The sequence below is a fragment of the Novilysobacter selenitireducens genome (assembly GCF_020026895.1).
Taxonomy (GTDB): domain Bacteria; phylum Pseudomonadota; class Gammaproteobacteria; order Xanthomonadales; family Xanthomonadaceae; genus Lysobacter_C; species Lysobacter_C selenitireducens.
In genome coordinates this window covers 1-287 of sequence record NZ_JAINZW010000075.1, presented here as the reverse complement: position 1 = coordinate 287, position 287 = coordinate 1, and the positions used below count along the sequence as shown (strand labels likewise).

The following is a 287-nucleotide window of genomic DNA, read 5'->3' as shown; positions in this document are numbered from 1 at the left end:
GGCGACCGTGGTGCGCTCGCACGGACGTCGGGCAACTATGCCACCGTTATCGGCCATACGCCTGAGGATCACAAGACGCGCATCCGTCTCCCGTCTGGCGCGAAGAAGACTGTCAGCAGCCATGCGCGCGCGACGGTCGGTATTGTGGCGGGTGGTGGACGTATCGACAAGCCGTTGCTCAAGGCCGGTCGTGCGTACTACAAATTCAAGGCCAAGCGCTACAAGTGAGTCTTTTTGGGTTTGAGCAATCTGGGGAGGGAGGATTGACTGGTTTTATAGCTGGCCTC

1 protein-coding gene is annotated in these 287 nt (G+C 59.2%); it reads left to right on the top strand.

The features are described from left to right. On the top strand, nt 1-228 hold a 228-nt coding region (locus tag K6753_RS14555), incomplete at its 5' end, for a large ribosomal subunit protein uL2 (RefSeq protein WP_425492141.1). Nucleotides 229-287: the final 59 nt, after the last annotated feature.